At 39.6% G+C, this 21,089-nt stretch carries 16 protein-coding genes, 1 tRNA gene, 4 pseudogenes and 1 riboswitch; of the genes and pseudogenes, 1 reads left to right on the top strand and 20 read right to left on the bottom strand.

Features of this window, described 5'->3' with window-relative positions:
* Positions 1-33: 33 nt before the first annotated feature.
* The 13 genes and pseudogenes from lysS to ACZ1G6_RS05240 all read right to left on the bottom strand — a co-directional run bounded on the left by lysS (position 34) and on the right by ACZ1G6_RS05240 (position 12,505).
* A pseudogene (gene lysS / locus ACZ1G6_RS05300) lies at positions 34-1,577 on the bottom strand (lysine--tRNA ligase).
* Positions 1,578-1,619: 42 nt separating this feature from the next.
* A protein-coding gene (prfB, locus tag ACZ1G6_RS05295) for a peptide chain release factor 2 (protein ID WP_472618371.1) occupies positions 1,620-2,718 on the bottom strand; the annotation gives its coding sequence in 2 pieces (ribosomal slippage) (positions 1,620-2,642 and positions 2,644-2,718; 1,098 coding nt in all).
* 87 nt (positions 2,719-2,805) lie between these two features.
* Entirely contained in the window at positions 2,806-3,378 is a 573-nt protein-coding gene (locus ACZ1G6_RS05290) for an NADPH-dependent FMN reductase (RefSeq protein WP_472618370.1), read from the bottom strand.
* Positions 3,379-3,501: 123 nt separating this feature from the next.
* The gene (gene argS / locus ACZ1G6_RS05285; protein WP_472618369.1) at positions 3,502-5,238 is read right to left on the bottom strand and encodes an arginine--tRNA ligase; all 1,737 of its coding nucleotides are present in this window, start codon (positions 5,236-5,238) and stop codon (positions 3,502-3,504) included.
* A 37-nt stretch (positions 5,239-5,275) separates the two neighbouring features.
* Positions 5,276-6,863 (bottom strand): annotated as a pseudogene (gene prfC, locus ACZ1G6_RS05280) (peptide chain release factor 3).
* Positions 6,864-6,961: 98 nt separating this feature from the next.
* Positions 6,962-7,444, bottom strand: a complete 483-nt coding sequence (locus ACZ1G6_RS05275; protein WP_472618368.1) for a GNAT family N-acetyltransferase — start codon at positions 7,442-7,444, stop codon at positions 6,962-6,964.
* Between the two features lie 10 nt (positions 7,445-7,454).
* On the bottom strand, positions 7,455-7,751 hold the full coding sequence (locus ACZ1G6_RS05270; protein ID WP_472618367.1) for a hypothetical protein: 297 nt from the start codon (positions 7,749-7,751) through the stop codon (positions 7,455-7,457).
* Positions 7,752-7,864: 113 nt separating this feature from the next.
* Positions 7,865-7,941, bottom strand: a tRNA-Trp gene (locus ACZ1G6_RS05265).
* 57 nt (positions 7,942-7,998) lie between these two features.
* On the bottom strand, positions 7,999-8,805 hold the full coding sequence (locus ACZ1G6_RS05260; RefSeq protein ID WP_472618366.1) for a phosphotransferase: 807 nt from the start codon (positions 8,803-8,805) through the stop codon (positions 7,999-8,001).
* Positions 8,806-8,819: 14 nt separating this feature from the next.
* Complete coding sequence (gene pnuC, locus ACZ1G6_RS05255; RefSeq protein WP_472618365.1) at positions 8,820-9,416, bottom strand: nicotinamide riboside transporter PnuC; 597 nt, start codon at positions 9,414-9,416, stop codon at positions 8,820-8,822.
* A gap of 4 nt (positions 9,417-9,420) precedes the next feature.
* Positions 9,421-9,675, bottom strand: coding sequence for a YkoF family thiamine/hydroxymethylpyrimidine-binding protein (locus tag ACZ1G6_RS05250; RefSeq protein WP_472618364.1), 255 nt, complete (start codon positions 9,673-9,675; stop codon positions 9,421-9,423).
* 3 nt (positions 9,676-9,678) lie between these two features.
* Positions 9,679-11,847, bottom strand: coding sequence for a TonB-dependent receptor (locus ACZ1G6_RS05245; protein WP_472618363.1), 2,169 nt, complete (start codon positions 11,845-11,847; stop codon positions 9,679-9,681).
* 31 nt (positions 11,848-11,878) lie between these two features.
* A riboswitch (TPP riboswitch) is annotated at positions 11,879-11,991 on the bottom strand.
* A 98-nt stretch (positions 11,992-12,089) separates the two neighbouring features.
* Positions 12,090-12,505, bottom strand: a pseudogene (locus ACZ1G6_RS05240) (acyl-CoA thioesterase).
* A 71-nt stretch (positions 12,506-12,576) separates the two neighbouring features.
* Between ACZ1G6_RS05240 and ACZ1G6_RS05235 the strand changes: the two are divergent.
* A complete protein-coding gene (locus ACZ1G6_RS05235; protein ID WP_472618362.1) occupies positions 12,577-14,763 on the top strand; it encodes a GNAT family N-acetyltransferase in 2,187 nt (728 codons plus the stop codon).
* 45 nt (positions 14,764-14,808) lie between these two features.
* Here the strand turns inward: ACZ1G6_RS05235 and ACZ1G6_RS05230 are convergent, their stop codons facing one another.
* The 7 genes and pseudogenes from ACZ1G6_RS05230 to ACZ1G6_RS05200 form a co-directional block, all read right to left on the bottom strand.
* A complete protein-coding gene (locus tag ACZ1G6_RS05230; RefSeq protein ID WP_472618361.1) occupies positions 14,809-16,092 on the bottom strand; it encodes a tetratricopeptide repeat protein in 1,284 nt (427 codons plus the stop codon).
* A 2-nt stretch (positions 16,093-16,094) separates the two neighbouring features.
* Positions 16,095-16,707 (bottom strand): annotated as a pseudogene (locus ACZ1G6_RS05225) (energy transducer TonB).
* A 2-nt stretch (positions 16,708-16,709) separates the two neighbouring features.
* Complete coding sequence (locus ACZ1G6_RS05220) at positions 16,710-17,108, bottom strand: ExbD/TolR family protein (protein ID WP_472618360.1); 399 nt, start codon at positions 17,106-17,108, stop codon at positions 16,710-16,712.
* 11 nt (positions 17,109-17,119) lie between these two features.
* Positions 17,120-17,644: a MotA/TolQ/ExbB proton channel family protein gene (locus tag ACZ1G6_RS05215; protein WP_472618359.1), complete on the bottom strand. Its 525-nt coding sequence runs from the start codon at positions 17,642-17,644 to the stop codon at positions 17,120-17,122.
* A gap of 1 nt (position 17,645) precedes the next feature.
* Positions 17,646-19,004 (bottom strand): MotA/TolQ/ExbB proton channel family protein, encoded by a 1,359-nt coding sequence (locus ACZ1G6_RS05210; RefSeq protein WP_472618358.1) that lies wholly within the window; start codon positions 19,002-19,004, stop codon positions 17,646-17,648.
* Positions 19,005-19,010: 6 nt separating this feature from the next.
* Complete coding sequence (locus ACZ1G6_RS05205; RefSeq protein ID WP_472618357.1) at positions 19,011-19,775, bottom strand: DUF3450 domain-containing protein; 765 nt, start codon at positions 19,773-19,775, stop codon at positions 19,011-19,013.
* 209 nt (positions 19,776-19,984) lie between these two features.
* Positions 19,985-20,989, bottom strand: a complete 1,005-nt coding sequence (locus ACZ1G6_RS05200) for a putative 2OG-Fe(II) oxygenase (RefSeq protein WP_472618356.1) — start codon at positions 20,987-20,989, stop codon at positions 19,985-19,987.
* Between the last annotated feature and the right edge of the window lie 100 nt (positions 20,990-21,089).

Here is a 21,089-nt window from a genome sequence, read left to right as displayed (position 1 = left end):
ATTTGCATCGGTTTCAAGGCAAACTAATCGTTACTAATCGTCACTTAAGGGCTTCATATGAGGGAATAAAATAACGTCTTTAATAGTATTGCAATCGGCAAACAACATTACCAATCTATCGATACCAATGCCTTCACCGGCTGTAGGCGATAAACCGTATTCCAAAGCTGTTATATAATCATCATCAAAATGCATCGCTTCGTCATCCCCAGCGTCCTTTTCTTCGACTTGCTTTCTAAATCTTGCTGCTTGGTCTTCTGAGTCATTTAACTCTGAAAAACCATTCGCTAATTCACGCCCGCCGACAAAGAACTCGAACCTATCGGTCACAAAATGATTTTCATCGTTTCGTCTAGCTAATGGAGATACTTCCCATGGATATTGAGTAATAAAAGTTGGTTGGTCCAACTTCTCTTCTGCTGTGGCTTCAAAAATCTCACAAAGGTATTTACCTGCTCCCCAAATACCATCAACTTCTGGCTCTTTAATATGAAGCTGTTTCGCCATTTCTTTTAATTTATCGAGATTATTCTGAGGATCACTAATTGCCTCCACATCCGCTTCTGGCCAATACTTAATAATTGCTTCAGACATTGTCAAACGTGCAAAAGGTTGGCCAAAATCATATTCTTTGACTTCAGTCACTTCTCCATTGGCATTGGTAAGATGATTTTTGACAATCGTTGTGCCCAATACGTTTTGAGCCAATTCACGAAGCATGTCTTCAGTAAGGTTCATCAAGTCTTTGTAGTCTGCGTATGCTTGATAAAACTCTAGCATAGTGAACTCGGGATTATGACGAGTAGAAAGCCCTTCATTCCTAAAGTTACGATTGATTTCAAATACACGCTCAAAACCGCCAACGACTAGTCTTTTAAGATAAAGCTCTGGCGCGATGCGCAGATACATATCGATATCAAGCGCATTATGATGTGTTACAAAGGGCTTTGCTGTTGCACCGCCTATAGCACAACTTGCAGCATAGGCGTTTCAACTTCCATAAAACGTCTTGCAGTCAAATACTGCCTGATGCCATTAACCACTTCACTTCTAATTTTAAAAGTGTTGCGGGTTTCTGGGTTGGTAATCAAATCAACGTATCGCTGTCTGTACTTTGTCTCTTGATCCGCTAATCCATGAAACTTCTCTGGCAAAGGGCGCAAAGACTTTGTCAATAATTGATAGGTTTCCATATTGACATATAAATCTCCTTTTCCTGACTTATGCAAAGCACCAGCCACACCAATGATATCGCCAATATCTAGACTTCCATATTGTTCTTTAAGCGCTTTTTGTACAAGCTTATCAGCGTACGCTTGAATACGGCCTGTCATGTCTTGCAATAGTAAAAATGGTCCACGTTTTGCCATAATACGACCAGCAACAACAACATGATTAGCTTGTTCAGCGAGCGTTTCTTTGTCGTACTCGCCAAATGCTTCTTGCAAATCTTGCGCGTAGTGCTCACGTTTAAACTGATTAGGAAAACCATTTGATGAACAGTTTTCACGAATACTATCTAATTTTGCACGACGCTCTGCAATCAACTTATTTTCATCTTGTTGCTCAATGCTCATTTAAGGTCCTATATTTTTATATCTATAATCGAATCTGACGATTTAAATGCCAGATTGCAAACTGGCAATAATGAATTTATTCAAACTTCCATCTAATACTGCTTGGGTGTTTCGTGTTTCCACGCCGGTTCTTAAGTCTTTTATTCTAGAGTCGTCCAAGACATAAGAACGAATTTGGCTCCCCCAACCAATATCTGACTTGTTATCTTCCATTGCTTGTTTTTCTTCGTTTTGCTTTTTCATTTCAAGCTCATACAGTTTCGCTTTTAGCTGTTTCATGGCTTGATCTTTGTTTTTATGTTGTGAGCGATCATTTTGGCACTGCACAACAGTGTTTGTTGGCAAATGCGTAATCCTGACCGCTGAATCTGTTCGGTTTACATGCTGACCCCCAGCGCCAGATGCTCTGTATGTATCAATGCGCAGTTCAGCTGGATTAATATCTACGTCAATATCGTCATTCACTTCTGGGTATGCAAATGCAGAGGCAAATGAAGTATGACGGCGATTACCAGAATCAAAAGGAGACTTTCTCACTAACCTGTGTACGCCTGTTTCGGTTCTTAGCCAACCAAATGCGTATTCGCCCGTAAATTTTATGGTCGCACTTTTTATGCCTGCTACATCGCCAGCAGAAGCTTCGATAAGCTCGGTCTTAAAGCCTTGCTCTTCTCCCCAACGCAAATACATGCGTAACAACATGTCAGCCCAATCTTGTGCTTCTGTGCCACCTGAGCCCGATTGAATATCTAAATAACCATCATTGGCATCATTAGGACCACTGAACATTCTTCTAAATTCAAGTTTTTCAAGCGCTTGTGTAAGTTGATTGAGCTCATCATTTGCTTCATTAAATGTATCAAGGTCTTGCGCCTCAACTGCTAATTCTACAAGCCCTTCTACGTCGTCTACGCCAGCATCTAATGTGATAATAGTGTTCACGACCTGCTCAAGAGACACTTTCTCTTTACCCAGCTTTTGAGCGTAATCGGGGTCATTCCAGATGTCAGGATTTTCGAGTTCGCGCGATACTTCTTCGAGCCTTTCTACTTTGAGATCGTAGTCAAAGGTACCCCCTAAGGGCTTCGGTTCGTGTTTTTATGTCAGCAAGTGCGCTTTGAATTGGGTTAAGTTCAAACATGAGTAAATAGCACTAATAAATAATAGAAAAATGTGAGCGCGAGTGTATCTAAAATCGACGCATATTGCTAGGACAGCAGCACAAGCCTTACTTTTGTAAGGCTTGTGTAAACTCAACTGCTTGCTTACCTAGGCTATGCAGCTTTTTAATGGTTGCCTCATCATTTACGCGGCCATTTTCATCAACAAGTTTAGCAATACCACCAATGGCTTGTTGCGCATGATGCACATGCATTCCAATATTACCTAATAACATTCTTAATGGAACCAAGACTCTCATTCCACCAAGCGCACCAGGCGAGCTTGCCATGATAGTTGCGGTTTTGCCCCTAAAAGCAAGCAAAGGTTTTTCACCCTCTTCCATGCGAGACGCCCAATCAATCGCATTTTTAAGTGCAGCGCTATAACCCGAATTATATTCTGGTGAGGCAATTAAAAAGCCATCATGTTGAATCATTAAATCCTTAAGCTTTTTCGCATTTTGCGGAATGCCGGATTGTGCTTCATCATCTTCATTAAACAATGGCGCAATATAATCTGCAAGATGCACTACGGTCACCTCTGCACCCGCATCTCGTGCGCCTTGTGCAGCACTTTCTACTATTGCTTGGTTAAATGAAGATTGGCGTAAGCTACCACTAAACGCGAGTAATTTGCACATAGTATTCCTTTTTATCATTTACAATGAACACGCTTTACATAATTTTAATGAATGCGTGAATAGACTACGAATAAAGAAGAAGCATTGTTCAACTTAATCTTTTATTCATGTTTGACCACAATGCTACATATGTTCCATTGTTTCAATTCCCAGAATATCTAAGCCAAGCGCAAGCGTTTTTGATGTCAATACACATAACAGTAAACGTGTTTGCTTGTCTTGCTCAGTTACACTGTCTTTTAGTATAGGACAAGCCTCATAAAACTTCATAAATGCCGATGCTAACTCATATAGATACGTGCACAAAATATGCGGGTTTGCCTCTTTTGCTACAATCTCTAAAGCATCTTGGTATTGTAACAAATGCAAGCCAAGCGCCTTCTCAGCGGGTTGCGATATATCGATATCCATATCTAAGACATCATTAATATCAAGCTTTGATTTAGCAAAAATACTTTGAATACGGGTAAAGGCATACTGCAAATATGGTGCAGTATTACCTTCAAAACTCAACATACTATCCCAGTCAAACACATAGTCAGTTGTGCGATTTTTGCTCAAGTCTGCATATTTCACAGCGCCAATACCAATCTTCTTTTGCATTTGCACCAATGTGTCAGCATCAATATCTGGATTTCGGCTTTTTACTAATTTACCTGCGCGTTCAATGGCTTCATCAAGTAAATCGACTAATTTTACCGTACCACCTGTACGCGTTTTAAACGGTTTGTTGTCTTTTCCAAGCATCATACCAAATGGACAGTGTTGATATTCTTGTGCTTGCGCCATAAAGCCGGCTTTGCGCGCAACAATTTCTGTTTGCTTAAAGTGAAGGGCTTGACGAGCGTCAGTGAATATCAAGGTGCGATCAGCCTTTAACGTTTGTGCGCGATAACGCACTGCTGCCAAGTCAGTAGTCGCATACAAATATCCGCCTCCCGACTTTTGCACAATATATACTGCTGGCTTACCATTTTTGTCCGCCAATTCTTGTAAAAAAACAACAACGGCACCTTGGTCTTCTTGGGCAATGCCTTTATCTATTAAGTCTTTGATAACATGAGGTAAATCTTGATTATAAGCACTCTCGCCCATTACGTCTTCACGAGACAAACTCACGCCAAGTTTTTTATATACTTGTTCAGAATGGGTAATCGAAACATCAATGAAGTTTTGCCAAAGCGCTAAACAGTCTGCATCACCGCTTTGTAACTTAACGACATATTCTCGCGCGATGTCAGCAAAACCATCTTCTTCATCAAAACGTACCTTCGCCTCGCGATAAAAGTCTTCTAAATCACCAAGCGCTGTTTCCGCCACTTGATTTTGTGCAAGCTTATCTTGAAGGTGAGCCAAAAGCATACCAAATTGCGTACCCCAATCCCCCATATGATTTTGTCTAATGACGTCATGCCCCAAAAACAAAAGGGTTTTAACAACAGAGTCACCAATAATGGTTGAACGAAGGTGGCCAACATGCATTTCTTTTGCTAGATTTGGCGCAGAATAATCAACCACAACAGTTTGTTTAGTTTGCTTCTCAATGTTGGCTCTATCGTCAACAAGTGCAGTCTTAACTTGCTTTGATAGCCACTTTTCGTCAAGGTAAATATTAATAAAACCGGGGCCAGCAATTTCAAGTCGTTGGGCTATGTCATCAAGCTCAACATTATCAAGGACAGTTTGGGCGATATCACGAGGTGCTTTTTTCAACCGTTTAGCAAGTGCCATAGCACCATTAAATTGGTAATCGCCGAAACCAGGTTTCGCACTTTTGGCTACCGGTATAGGGGAACCTTCACAGGCCATTTTACTAAGCGCTTGCTCAAATCGAGCAATGAGTAATTTTTGAATATGCATAGGGTCGTTAACTTTTTAAATTGTAATTAATAATAGTCTATTGTTCGCGGGTTGCCGCAAATGTAATGTCGGGGTAGCGCTCTTGTGCAAGAGATAAATTGACCATAGTCGGTGCAATGTAAGTGAGATTATCCCCTCCATCAACAGCTAAGTTAACTTGTGTTTTACGTTTAAACTCGTCAACTTTTCTCTCATCACCATAGACCCATCTTGCAGTACTAACGTTAATATGCTCATACATTGCATCCACGTTATACTCAGCTTTTAGTCGAGCAACTACCACATCAAACTGCAGCACGCCCACTGCACCGACGATTAAGTCATTATTCATAAGTGGTCTAAATACTTGGACAGCGCCTTCTTCTGATAATTGAATAAGGCCTTTTAGTAGCTGTTTTTGCTTTAACGGATCTTTTAAGCGAATCCGCTTAAACAACTCTGGTGCAAAGTTGGGTATGCCTGTAAAGGTATATTTATCACCACTGGTGAAAGTATCGCCAATTCTCATTGAGCCATGATTATGTAAACCTATAATGTCCCCGGCATAAGCCTCTTCAAGCAATGCTCTATCACCTGCCAAAAAAGTTAATGCATCAGATATTCTGACATCTTTTTTGATGCGTGAATGATGCATTTTCATTCCTTTTTGATATTTACCTGATACGATTCGGCAAAATGCTATTCTATCACGGTGCTTCGGATCCATATTGGCTTGGATCTTAAAGACAAAGCCACTAAATTTACTGTCATTGGCATCAATAAAAGTATCTTGATCGGTATGACGCCCTATTGGTGCCGGTGCCCATTCAACAAGCCCATCAAGCATGTGGTCGACGCCAAAATTCCCCAATGCAGTGCCAAAGAATACAGGGCTTAGCTTACCGGCTAAAAATTCCTCTTGATCAAATTCATGAGACGCTCCCTTAACCAGCTCCAACATCTCACGCAACTCCTGTGCATAAGTACCAATTTTCTCGTCTAGCTCAGGGTTATCAATGCCTTTTATGACTTGCTTGTCTTGAATGGTATGGCCCTTAGCCCGATTTATACAATATCGTTTCATCACGCAGCAAATGATAAACGCCTTTAAATTCTTTACCCATTCCAATAGGCCATGTGATTGGCGCACATTTGATTTTTAAAACATCTTCAACTTCATCGAGTAAATCTATCGGGTCACGTGTATCTCTATCTAATTTGTTCATAAAGGTAATAATAGGGGTATCACGCAAACGTGTGACCTCCATTAACTTAATGGTTCTATCTTCTACACCTTTGGCTGCATCTATTACCATTAGACACGAATCAACCGCAGTAAGTGTACGGTATGTATCTTCAGAGAAATCCTCGTGCCCTGGAGTATCTAACAAATTAACAAGATGCTGTTGGTAAGGAAACTGCATAACGGATGTTGTGACAGATATCCCTCTTTCTTTTTCCATTTCCATCCAATCAGATTTAGCGTGTTGGCCTGATTTTTTGCCTTTTACTGTACCGGCCGTCTGCAAGGCATTACCAAATAGCAATACTTTTTCAGTAATGGTTGTTTTACCCGCATCGGGGTGAGATATAATGGCGAAGGTACGGCGCTGTTGAATGTGCTCAGCGATAGCGTCTGTAGACATAAGAAAATCTTCTGCTGCGATTAGTAAAGGCTAAATTGGCGCGTATTTTCGCTGATTTTCGCTATTTACACAATCAAAGCCGACAAAATAACAATAATTCATAGTTTTCGCTGCATAATAAGCGCATCAGCGATGCTAGTTTGTCCCTTAGTATCTATTTTATAATAGCCTTTTCGCCTTGATATTTGCTCGAACTGCATTTGTTGATATAGCGCAATAGCGCAGTGATTTGTTTCACTGACCTCTAAGGTAATTAATAAGGCCTTTTCTTTCACGGCTTTGGCTATTAATGAGGTAAGTAAGCGTTTGGCGATAGACTTTCTGCGATGAGACTTTCTAACACTGATATCTTCAATTTCTATTTGATCAAGCACGCATGACACTAAAACGTAAGCAACGACTTGACTTTCGTCAACACACACCGCTGAATACTGCGTATTGATACTGCGTGAAAACGTCTCAAATTGCCATGGCGCTTGTCTATGTTCACGAAAGATTTGATATGCCTGTTCTATCGCAAGCTCGACATTTATTTTTGTTGAATAATTATCATTAAAATCAGGGATGAAAATGATATCCATGAGCGATTATTTACTCAATACTGGGTTGTATCGCTAACCACACTGAGCGCTTAAACTCAATTTCTGACATATGCGTGGTGCTAGGTAAAGCAAGTATTTTCGTTTTTGGATCATAGTGAGGTACCTGAGCGCTAAATTCGCATTTGCTTGCATCAATATTTAAATAGGCATAAAGACTATCCAGCCATGCAAACTTACTCACATCTAAGCTCATCAACGGTTCGTATATGTCTACGCCCATATGTTGTAGCATTGCCTTTTGGCTTAAGGTGTTCGTATTTTGGTCTGAATGTGAGTCGTTATGCATCAAGCAATCAATCTTATGTGTCTGGAGTATTGCTATATTAGCAAAGAACAAGCCTATGATCAGTGTGTTTGTTGTCCAATCATAGTTGGCAATAAAAGGTGGCCAAAAATAATTGGCAGGGGTGGAGGGATTCGAACCCCCAACCGTCGGTTTTGGAGACCGCCGTTCTACCAATTGGAACTACACCCCTAATTTGATATCGCGTTTAAGCGAAGCGCATTATAACGACAAGAAAAAATAATGCAATTTATTGCTGGGTACAAAGTGTCCATAGATCAAAGGTAAATTGCACTGCATCGTGCATTTGTGTTACTCGCTTAAAGATCTCATACTTATTTTGTTCGCAAATATTGGCATAATGATATACCAATTTTCTTTGTTGCTCTTCATTTAGTGCATTAGTGCGTATACACGACGCAATGTCAAAGTAACGACAGCCAATGGCTGCGTATTCCCAATCTAAAATGATATGGTTGTTTTGACAGATATGATCAATATGTAAATCATTATGACACAATACAAAATTTGAGTGCTCTTTACGATGATACAAATCCCAAAACGTTTTAAGCGCCGCATGACGCTGTGACAGAGTCGTTGAAAAACTATCTATTTGGGTCAGATAAAATTGCCATTGTTGGGTCAATGGTAGCTGCGGTGCATTGACGAATGAAGAATGAACGCTAAATAAGCATTCGGCAAGTAGTTCTAAATGCTCATCCTCAATCACTTCAGTATTTTTACAATCAGGTATCCATGACTCGCAATAAAGGGTCTGGTCTTCACTCAAATACAAAGGGTGAGGAGACAAACCTAAAATAGCTAGTTCTTGCTGCAAATCAAATTGAACTTTGCGATTCAGGGGAAGGCGTTGATTTTGTTTAAATAATTTCAGCAGTATACTTTTTTGTGTATCGCACACTTTATAGTTACGATTTATTATGCCTGATTCGATTTTATCCACCTTGATAGTATCGACTGGTCCGCTTATTACATCATAGCTGATCAAACGTTTAATAATTGCGTTTTGATTGGGTATGACAAGCTTTTGCTGCATATCTTCTCCTTAAATTATGCTTGTACCGCCATTGACTGGCGCCAATGAAACCACCCTTTAATCGCAAGTACAATATAAATACACATTAGGAGTATTGAGAGGTAAAGTCCAGAATTTAGTAGTAAATACATGCTAGCAGCATTGATAAATGTCCAATAAATCCAACTTTCGAGTTTTTTAGCTACCGTTAGGTAAGTAGCTAGTAATGAAAACACACTTAGCGCAATGTCTAATAAGAGCATGTCGTACTCAAGCACCAAAGACGCTAACAGCCATATACCAGTACTAAGCACAAAACCGATAATCAGTACCGCAGTATGCCATTGGTAATCCATACGACTTATTGACAAGCGATCCTCGCCCGCGGCATTCCATTTGATAAAGCCATATATGGCCATTGCCGCATAGTACACATTCAGCAGCATTTGAAAAACTAGAGTTACATCCCAATACACATAGGCATACAAGCATGTACTAACAAAACCGCATGGCCAGCACCATTTTGATTCTTTCGCTGCTAGCCATATGTAGCCAATAGCAAACAATACAGCAAAGAGCTCTGTTGTGCTTTGTGCTTGCCACTGGCTAGTTAGTTGTGACCAAATCTCCACGTGCTTAATCTAATTTCATACCATCAGCATTAAGAAACTTACACACAAATTTTGCTTGGCCTAACTCCTCATAGGTACGCTTCATTTCTTTTTGTAAGACCGTCATAACATGGTCATAATCACCATTTATTAACGTGCTAGTATGAGTTGTACTGACACCCAAATAAGGATTTTGATTTAGTCGTTTGATAAAATCTAGAATGTAATCCACGTATTCTTCGTTAAGCGGGTAAAGTGATATTTCAACAGCAAGTTGCATAAATTACTCCCATGTATACGTAAAGCTAATGCCAACTTGACGTTGTTGACCAAATTGATAATAAGGTTGAGGAGTTGCATAACCATCACGGGGATCGTTACTGAAACCACCAAAGCCTCTAGTAAGTATCTCTCGGTCAAAAAGGTTTTTGACCCACAAACGAATATTGTACTCTCCCGCATCCCACTGTAACTCGGAGTTAAACTGTGCCGTAAATGGTGCAATTTCATCATGACCAATCGAGAAGCGGTGTTTATCTTTTATTTGGGCATCTATAAACCAAGATAATTGGGCATTAATTTGCCAATTTGATGCGAAATATCCTGTGAATTTAGGCGCTTGCGCTTGATTTTGCTTTGGCACAAAACTGCCATCGAGTTTCGTATAGTTGCCAAATGTTGCGTCTAAATAACCAATATTTGCTTGTATATACCAGCGCTTACTTAGATCCCATGTACTGCTTAACTCTATACCTTTGTTGGTGCCCGTGTCGGCGTTTCCAATTACATCAGCAAATGAACTAGGCGCGTTTGGATTATTAGGATCTGTACTGAAAACAGCAAAATCACTTACTTGAGCATCTTCCCTATCCATATAAAATGCACTTAGATTAATTTGTGCTGCGCCATCTAATGTCGAACCTTTGATACCAAATTCAATACTATTATTATATTCGGGCTCAAAAATTTTGTTTTCATTAGACAAACGCTGGTCAATATTAAATCCACCTGCTTTATATCCCCTGGATAAGCTTGTGTAAATTAAATTACCCAAGAGGTCATAATCCACAGATATTGCAGCGCCAAATAGTGTGTCATCAATATCTGCAATAAATCCATCGCTGTCATTAAAATCAGCTGAGAACTGCTCTACCCTAGCCGCTAGGGTAAACGAAAACTTATCCCCTAGGTTTTTATTATAATGGCCATAAATCGACTGCTGAGTAGGTGTATATTGACTAAAATAGTCTTGTTCATTAAAGGTGTATTGGCGAACTAAGTCTTCATCATAACGCGCTATATTTGCACCGATAAGATAACTCACTTTTTCCTTTTGAGTATTAGCGATTTTGACATCAGCTGTATAGCGACTAATATCTCGCGTGTAGCGGTCGAACGAAGTGTAACCAAGCGGATCAAATCCTGTAAATGTCCAATCTTCATCATAGCCATAATCGGTATCTGCATTTATCCCCGTTAAGGTCAATTGCACGGAATGTTTATCAAGTTCGTGCTGCAGTTTTGTGCTAATAGCATTTGCTTTGGCGATATCAAAACCTGGTTCATCAGAGCGCGTTCGATTGTCATTATCTAAGGAAAATGCATCATACCCATTATCTACAGTAAAATGATAAGCGTTAATAGCAACAGAGGTATTGTCGCTAATCGTTATATCAAATAAGGCGCTAACAGAGCTTTCGTCAATGCCATTAGTATTGCGTCTTCCCAAAAATGAGTTCTTAACAAAACCATCACTTTGCGTGTTTTGAGCATTAATACGGACATTGGTATTATCGCTAATAGCATTGGAATAAACGGCAGCTATTCGAGCCTCATCAAATTGAGCATAGCTTAAATCAAGTTTCGCGAACATTTCGTCGGTAGGAGCATTACTCACTAACTTTACGATTCCTCCAAGGCTATTCATACCCGTAGATACTGACTGAGGGCCTAAGAGCACTTCAACTTGTGAGATATCAAAAACAGTCGCAATACTTCCGATACCAGATATATCAATATCATCTAAAAGTATTCCAATAGAGGGATTAATAGGCTCAGAAAACTGGCTACGCTCACCAATGCCCCTAATTTGTATAAATTTACCTCGGCTTGCACCAGAACTAAAATTAAGGTTAGGGACTATAGATACTAATTCTTCCAAATGCCTAGCCTGCCTTGTCTCTATTAGCGTTTCATCGATGACTGTTACAGTAGAGGGCAATCGAGAAAGGTCACGATTATCAATGTCCGCTGTCACTTGTATCACTTCGACGGATGCATCAATAGAACTGTCTTGTTGTTGAGTGTCTTGTGCTAGCGATGAATTTGCTAGCAAACAAGACGACACAGCGATCGCAATCATAGACCTTTTTTTCATGCTATCTAAGGTTTCGATTGTTTGTTTTTGTTTATATAGGATACTTTTTGAGTACATGTGGATCTCTTCAATCATTGAAAAGATCCGGCATAACACGGCAGGTAAAGGATTATTTTGTAACCATTCCTACGCCGGTACTAACCGGATCAGGTAACTAAGGGTTCTGCTTATGTTTTTACACTTCAGTCTCAGCAATTAAATGCACCCCTTGGCGACGAGCTATCAGAAAAATAACACTCTGACAACAGTGCACAGTTTAGCATTTCCCGCTCAGCTAAGGAAGATAATCCTATGAAAATTATATATTTTCTACGCAATTAACCCGATATGTTTAAAGAGGCTAGTTCAGCCTGTGTCTGTTGAGATAAATCTTCGATAGATTTGCCATGAGCAATGGGCAAGCGGCTGTCCTTATCTACTGCGACAAAAACGATATCATCAGCCAAGCATATCGTTTTCTTTGTCGCTTTATTTCGTACCAAGCATGTCACAGTGATTGACGTGCGACCAACTTTTTTGTCGCTAGACCAAACTCAACAATATCACCTTGAATGGCGGGAGATTCAAACGAAATTTCACCTATATGCTTAGTCACTAAACAATTTGTATCCAATTGGCAGATTGCAAATATAGCGGCTTCTTCATCAATCCATTCAAGCGCTCGACCTCCAAACAAAGCGTTTGCATAATTTAAATCGTTGGGCATTACCAGTCTTCTGGATAAAAAGTGCATGTATTTCCTCTTGTCTGTTATAGAATAAAAGCCCGAAGGCAATCTTATTATAAGTGGTATTTGTTATCCATATGTCACAAATAAACACCGACACCCAAAATAAGCAAAATGAATACCATGACTTTAGCGCGTGGTTAACTACATATGCCAGTGCTTATAAGGAAAAATCCATTCACCGAAGTGTTTTGTTTATTGAGCCTGATTGCATCCAAACCAATGATATATTTAAGGCGCTAGACCAATTAGGTTTACTATGGGATTTGGTAGGTGAAAATCTTGAACAAGATGAATTTACCCATGGGAGACGACTATGCAGCCACAAAAATACCAAAGACATACTTGGAGGCGAATCTGATCACTTAATCTATGATGCAAGCTTGGGACTCAACCTAAATGCCTTGTATTCATGTAGCGGCCGAGTAAAAGCTGGTGGTTTATTTATTGTCATGTTGCCTAGCAAGCATGATTTTGATTCCGCTCAAACAAATACCTGGATTAGCTTTAGCGAAGGCGATACTCATCACACTGGTTACTTTATCAAGATCTTAATAGCACATATTCAAAGCTGCTATAAAGATAATAATACAATCGGCTTCATATCAAAAAATATGCTACTTTTACCAAGTGTTGAGGGTTTAAGTAAGTTGCCCAATAACAATGCACAATTGCCTTTAGCAGGCTCACTAAAGTCTAATAAAGTAACTCTTTCGCATGGACAATCATTAATAAAGCAGGACATATTGTCCTTGCAGCAGAGCACCCAAGTCTACAAACCTTCACTCTTTGTAATTTTAGGCAAAAGAGGTAGAGGAAAATCGTTTTTATTAGGAAACATTGCTGCGCAGCTTAGTAGACTTGGCAAAAAAGTTTACGTTAGCGCATTGAAAAAAAGTATGTTGTCTACTTTTTATTCATCTTTTGAGTTGTGTCAATCACAAGATTTAAATAGCTACCTTTATCCCGTATTTATCGCATGTGACCAAATTGAGAATGTATGCTTGGAAGATGGGGTACTAATAATAGATGAAGTAGCGTCAATTGCTCCTGAGTTGTTAAAAGTAATGCTGTTACACTCAAATTTTACGATAACCGGCGGAACGACACAAGGATATGAAGGCTCTGGAAAGGGTTTTGTTAACAGACGATTACCACAGGCTGAACATAGTCACAATGTGCATATCAGTACGCTAAACTCCCCTATTCGTTTCTATCAAAATGATCCCATCGAAAACTGCTTAGATACGTTAATTGAAAATATCAACACAAAAAGGTTGCCACAGAGACATAATGTTTCGACAAATGATGTTTTGTTTAAAACACTCGATAAGACAGCACTATTTGACACGTCAATTAGGGATTCGATATTTCAATTACTCAACGAATCTCACTATCAAACCAGTCCAAACGACTTTCTGCGGATTATTGATGCAAGTGACCATGAAATTCACATCGCATATGCACTTAATACCCAACAACAAATAAGCATATTAGGCGTCTGTATATTGGTCAACGAAGGCCACCAATCACTAAAAGATGCAGCCCATGATATTGCGCACGGTCAAGCAAGAAAAAATGGCCATCTCGTTATTCAAGGCATGAGCCAATTTACATGTAACAAGGATTTCGCCGAACTAAGCATACTTCGTGTGTCAAGAATAGCTATTAACCAAAACTTTAGACAAAAGGGTATCGGCACTGCATTTATTACATACTGTACAAAATTAGCTCAAGCAAAGGGATGCGACTATATCGCTAGTTCATTTGGTATCAACGAGCCATTGTATCAATTTTGGGTAAATTGCGGTTTTACAACAAGTAAAATTGGTAGCAAAATCGATATTGCAAGTGGCAGTTTTAGTATTATTATGGGTCTGGCTCTGACGCAAAAAGCCACTAAGCTTCACATCCAATTAGCGACTAAAAGTAATATTGAATGGCATTACTTATCACAATACAGTAAGCACAAAGATAAATTCGCACAAATTAGTCAATATGACTCTAGGGTTGTAGCTACAATAGATGCACACAACACAAAGCATCTTGTTTTAAAACACATTGAGCTATTTCTAACACATATAATTTCGTTTCAAGCTGCTGCTGCGTGTATTTTATATCACATTGAAACTATGCATAAAAACCTTGAAGCTATAGTGCTTTTTAAGCAATTACATACTAAACACATGCATCATCATCAAAAAACTGAACTACTTGAAAAGCTTCGTATATCTATTCACAATAACAATGTAAAAACTAATTAATAAAAAAGCCGCCTTACAGGCGGCTTTTAATTAAACACAATACCCTTATAGATTTATACCACGAGCATCTGCTTTTTGCTTGATATACGGTATCCAAGCTTGAGTCGTTCTTCGCATACTTCTGTCTTTCAAAGCTTCATTTGCATGAACATTTGCTTGTCTAAAATTACCAGCATAGAAATTAGCTTCCATCAATGAGTAATGCGTTTTACCCATGTCTGCACCATTATCTAAAGCATTACTTAATGCACTTATTGCGCCGCGATAATCTTCCGCTAGCATCAACATTACACCCTGCTTTCTGAAGTATTCAGGATCAGGCTCCATTGCAGCAGCCTCGCCAAAGTACTTTGCAGCAAGCTTATGTTCCATTGCTTGTAGGTAAGAATTAGCAAGATTTGCTAGATCAGGCGCTTTTTTGTCAAGCATCCCAGCATCCATATACTTCTTGTGTAGGGTCGCTGATTTGATTGGTATCTCATTTTGAGCATAAAGTTGCACCAACGCTCGGTACTCACTTTTCTTAGTCAGAAAATCTTGTTTGTAAGCAACTTCAAATGTCGCTAACGCAGTTTCAAAGTCTTCTACCAACATATACAAGAAGCCAAGTTGCGACCAATACGTTTTGTCTTCAGGAAATAACTCGACTAGTATTTCCGCCACTTTCACTGCGTTAACGTAGTCTTTCATTTCACTAAAGGCGCCTAATTTCAGGCGATAAGGACGATTGTCAGGCTCATCGTACGCAGCAATCGCTTTGTCAGCGGCAACAATAACATCATTGTATTGCTTTAGATTGATATGAGCACTTGCCATTTTGACAAATGTATCACCATCATTCTTGCACGTGAAATCAAGAAATTTTTCGTAATACCCTAAAGCATTAGCATACTTTTCTTCTTGTAAGGACAAATCACCAACTAAGCGAAGCAAATCAGCTTGGTCTTTATCGTTCAACTCATTTCTATTGACTGCTGTTTCAAGCAATTCTAACGCTTCCAGCTGTCGACCATCTTCGGAGACTAATAATTGACCTAAAAAACGCTCAACTGTTGCTTTGTCAAACGCTTCTTTGGCATCGATCTCTTTCAACATTTCGATTGCTTCTGCGATTCGTTCTTTTTCAGGGCGTTCTTCATCAAGATAAACTTCATAAGCTGACTGCAAACGTTTACCTGCTCGTTCACCTAGTAGTTTAGTCTTTGGCACTTCATAGCCAGCACACTCTATTGCAGGGGTTTGCTGAGCATAAACATTGCCAGATAATGATGCTAATGTAATCAAACTACCAGCAACTAAGGCTTTATTGAATTTAATTGATAGTTTCATGATTAACTCCCATCTAAATTGAAATCAAGGCGGACTTTTAAACCTTAGTTGTCTTTGGGGTACGCCATCGACTACCTTTGGTTTATATTTCCACTTACGAAGCGCACGCTTTGCTTCTCTATCAAAAATTCTGCGAGGATCTGCATCTAAAACTTCAACGTCTTCAACACCACCTACTTCGTTTATCGTAAATGATAATTCCACCCATCCTTCCTTGCCATCACGGGCAGCTTCAGGTGGATATTTCGGATCAATCCTGAATATAGGTGTCGCTTCACCATCGCGCATTGCGCCAATACCACCGATATTCACACCAACACCACCTGTATCAACAGCTGGAATGTTTAAGCTAAACGCATTAGGATCAGGCTCAGAAGTATCTGGTTCAACTAATTCAACACGCGGCGGCTCTTGTGGCGGAGGCGGTGGCGGGGGTGGTTGTCTGACACGAGTATTAGTTTGCTCATCCGGCTCTTGCATAATGATATCAATTACTGGGGGTGGCTCAGGCTTTTCACCAGGCTCACCAGTATTTTCAACCAACTTAGCCATTACAACAAATAGACCAAATGCAACAACTGCACCTAACAATATTGATACTAGTAGTCTAACCATATTTAACTCCTCACCGCGACGGCGACTCTATCGACACCTGCGGCTTTGACTTGGTCCATCACTTCTACCACCACACCGTGCTTTGCTTTTAAATCTGCTTGTATGAATACAGCATCAGTAGGTTGTTCAAGTAGCAACTTTTCTAAGTTAGCCCGCACTGCTTCAAGTGAAACTTGACGTCTATCAATCCATACATCACCGTCTTCGGTAACCGCAATAAAGATATTAGCGTTTTTAAACTTTTGGGCAGTTACGCCTTCAGGTTTATTTACATCTATACCCGCTTGCTTCACAAAAACAGTTGTTACGATGAAGAAGATAAGCATAATAAATACGATATCTAGCATTGGCGTCATATCTATCTGCGCGTCTTCTTCTTGTTCTCTTACTTTACGTCCCATAACAACCTCGTCTAATGATATGGCAAGCTATCGACTAACTTGTCTTTTAACATTTTAGCTTTTGCTTCTAAGCGAGAACTAAAAAACAGACCTGAAAGTGCTGCTACCATTCCTGCCATTGTAGGGATAGTAGCCATTGATATACCAGCTGCCATCAGTCTTGGATTACCTGTACCTTGGGTAGCCATGGTTTCAAAAACACCAATCATGCCCGTTACAGTACCTAACAATCCAATTAGAGGACACATTGCCACTAAAGTTCTAATCATTAACAGACGTGCTGTTAATCCGTCTGAAGCTTCCGAAATCCATGCATCACGAATTCTATGCGCATACCAAGAGGTAGTGTCTGTACGTCCAGTCCAATCGTCAATAATACGTTTTCTGACTTTTGGAAATACAGAGGTTAAATACCAATAACGCTCAATCATTAACACCCACATTAAGAAGAGCGCGGCAGCAACGACATAAAGTACGTCACCACCGGTAGCGATGAATTCCCTTACAGATTCCCATAATCCAATAAGGGTCAACATGTTATGCTTTCTCCGACTCTGCGTGCGAGGCTATAACACCAGCAGTTTGTTCATCTAATATGTGAACAATTGACTTAGAACGTCCCGCTACAATGCTGTGCATTAAGATAAGCGGAAGCGCAGCAATAATACCCTGTGCAGTAGTTACAAGTGCCATTGAAATTGAACCAGCCATTATTCTTGGATCACCTGTACCAAACAATGTAATTTGTTGGAAGGTAGCAATCATACCAAGTACAGTACCTAGTAGACCAAGTAGAGGCGCAATTGCAGCAAAAATCTTTATGATGTTGATTCCCGCTTCAATGCTTGGCAACTCTTTAAGAATAGCTTCGTCAAGTTTTAGTTCTAAGCTTTCAACATCTGCCTGCTTATTAGCGTTATACACATTCAATATACGGCCAAGAGGGTTCGTATTTGAAGGGTCGTCAATGTTGTTCAACTGAGAGCGCATTTTACCGCCAACAAGCGTAAGTTGGATAATTTTAAACAAGCCAATCAACAAACCGATAATTAACATACCAGTAATGATATAACCAACAATTCCACCAGCATGGTAACGGTCAGATAAAGTTGCTTTTTGCTTGAACAAGTTCAGTATCGCGCCACGTGAAGGGTCAACGTAAGTTGCAACAAAACCACTTGTAGATTCTAATAAATCTTGAGTAGACGCAACTTGATAACCTTCTGGCTGACGACCTAATGGAGTAATTTTCTTACTCTCATCATCATATACTAAGTAGCCTTCTTCGCCCACTAGGTTAAACGTACCAATACGTAAAACTTCTTGTGTCGTTGTTCCACCATTTAGGTCGACTACTTCAGCTGTAAACTTAGTCACTTGACCAGACTGAGTCATTTCAGTTTGTAAAGAGAACCAAAGCTCTTCAAGCTCTGCAATGTTTGGTAAGCCTTTAGTATCTTGTGACATTTCAGCTAAAAACGCTTCACGACCAGGGAACTGAGCGCTTACAATTGATGTTGAAATCGTTCCGTATGCATCAGCTGATGCTTGACGTACAACACCAAACATTTCACCAAGTGTGCCAGATGCTTGATCAAGTTCGACTTCTTTATCAATAATTGTCTGCTCATTTTGAGTAAACTGTGCTTGTAATCTATCACCACGTTGCTCTTCAGCGCGTAATTGCGATTGAGCCGTTCTCAATAGTGATTGCTTATCGGCACGTGCATCCATAAACTCACGTTCACGCGCTTGATTAACTTGTGCTTCTGAAACACGTTCGCTTTTTACTTTTTCTAATAGTTCTTGCAATGTTGCTGGGGCTTGCGCATTGGCATAACTTGCCATAAGAGCGACAGAAGCAGTTGCAAAAAGTGCTTTTATTGTTGTTTTCATTAATGCTTACTCCGCTGCTTTAATCGGTAATTCGACTAGATCTTCAGGAACTAGACCTTGTGCCATGCGCACTGCTTGTATAATTGAATCAAGGTATTCATCACCTAATGATTCCCAAGTGCGAGTATCATTATTCCAGACCCACGCAGCACTTTGATCAAGGCTAAGTGCTAATAATGCAGTACGACCTAAGTTAAAGAAATCGACCGCAACTTCGCTGCCATCTGGATTAATTGAACCATTGTAAGACTGAATACGTGAACCGTACTCATTTTCAATAGAGTAAGCATCTAGTACTTGACGGAACTGCTCAGAAACTGTAACGCTTGAGTTAGTCATTAAGGTTCTTAAACGCTCAACACGGTCAAGGCGCTCTTCTAAATTAATTGGCACATCTAAATTGATGAAAGACTCAAGACTGTCGATCATTTTTTGCATCAAAGGAACGATATTTTGCTTAGTATCTTCAATTGAATCAATTTGACGCTGAAGACTATTGATTACGGTCTGTTGGTCAGCAACAAGACTTGCAAGATAATCATTGTAGATCTTCAAATTTTCAGTCTGGTCTATCACACCGCGATACTCTACGAGTAGCTCTTGTGACTGTTCAAAAAGACCATTTATTTTTTGCTGTGACTTAGCTGCATCAACTTGAATTTTACGCGACTCTTTTTGCACGTCTTCAAGTGGACCAGCAAAGGCATTTCCTACGCTGGCTAGCGCTAAAGCACCAACTACGCATGACGCTATTTGAGTTCTCTTGCTCATTTTGGACATATTCCCAACCGTTTAAATCTAATGTTAAAGCCACTTAAAGTAGCAATAAGGGTTTATAGTTATTGATAATCATGCCATACATTTACTGGCACACTAGTAAATAGTCACAGGATGTTACTAAAATGTCAAGAAACTAGAGGAGTTTGAAGAGAAGTTTTTTACATAAAAAAGCCTTGATTTTTGGCTTTTCATTTGTCATATCAGATTTTTTTTACAATATCACACGCAATTGTCATGCGTTGGCTACCGCTTTCAAACGGGACAGTGCCATGCCACATGCACGATGGAAACAGTACAAGCTTACCAAGTGAGGGTTTAACATATGTTTTGGGCTCGATGCTTGTACCCTTCTTATATAAATTTGGTTGTCCAATTTTAAACCAACCTTGTTTATCAACATTTACATCAGGTAGGTCAATGTATAGTGCAGAACTTAACCAACCATCTGGATGTATATGATTGTTATGATAACCATTGGTTTTTAATAACACAGACCAACTGCCAGAAAACTCGATATTCGATTCATCAAATTCTGTATGCTTAGGCCAAAAACCCGGATATAAATCAGTTAAATATGACTTTTCTTTATTAAATGCTAAAACTGCTTTTTTATACTCACGCTTGATATGTGAAATAAATACATGCTGTGTTGCAAATAAATTTGCGCGGGTTTGAGTACCACCTCTGAGCGTTTGTTCTAAAGGTTCAGCCTCAGAGGTATGTTTAGTATGTAAATATGATGTCAAGTCACGCAGAAAACTCTCTAAACTTTGATAGTCTGCTGGTGGCTGAATTACATATTCAAATACATAGTCTTGAACATTAACAATAGGATGTTCAATGTGCACTCCAGCCGCACTGCAAGCAAATAGAATTGCTAATAGATGTTGGTCATCTGCTGCAATGCGTAATAATTCTTCCACATGAATTTTAAGGTCATCATACCAACCCAAGCTAAGCAGTGTTTCTAAACTCAGAATTTTTTCTTCTAACGCTAAGTCTTCTGATTGGCGAATTACTAAAAAATCTTCAAACACCGATTTTTGCTCGGGTATATCATGCTCTGATACGTAGGGTAAAAGCATACATTTTGATAAAATATAATACACATTGGTATTTTGATTGACGTTTACCACAGCTGACCATTCATGAAATCTTTCACACGCTTGCTTATCGTCCCCTACTCTTAATAATTTTTTAATCACTAGTGACTTTAGCTTTTCAGGACAGCTTGGATGTCTAAAAGCCCGCATTAGGTAATTGAACATTTCTCTTTGATTGCCAACTTCCCACAAGCTATCTAGT

The sequence above is a fragment of the Glaciecola sp. HA4-3 genome (assembly GCF_055693685.1).
Note: the sequence above shows the minus strand (reverse complement) of the source record. Positions and strands in the feature narration are given on the sequence as shown.